The sequence below is a fragment of the Vibrio sp. 2132-1 genome (assembly GCF_033344315.1).
The window spans coordinates 269-533 of sequence record NZ_JAWPON010000792.1 but is presented as its reverse complement, the minus strand read 5'-3'; the positions used below and the strand labels follow the sequence as shown (position 1 = coordinate 533).

The 265-nt window shown below is 44.2% G+C and carries 1 protein-coding gene; it reads left to right on the top strand.

Annotated elements, in window-relative coordinates:
- A partial coding sequence (locus R8N47_RS28030) for an SDR family NAD(P)-dependent oxidoreductase (RefSeq protein WP_318186462.1) occupies positions 1 to 265 on the top strand: 265 nt, incomplete at both ends.

The following is a 265-nucleotide window of genomic DNA, read 5'->3' as shown; positions in this document are numbered from 1 at the left end:
TGACGAACTACAAGCTTTGAGAGCACGTTACTCCTCTTTGAGCTTGCATGAACTGGATGTTACTGATTACGCAAAAATCGCGTTACTTGCTCAGAGCCTGCCACCTATCGACCTTTTGATTAACAACGCTGGTTACTACGGCCCTAAAGGTTATGGGTTTGGCAATACCAATGTGGATGAATGGCGTAAAGTACTTGAGATTAATACGATAGCGCCCCTTAAACTGGTAGAAACGCTCTATCCAAAACAGCAACAAGGACAGTTG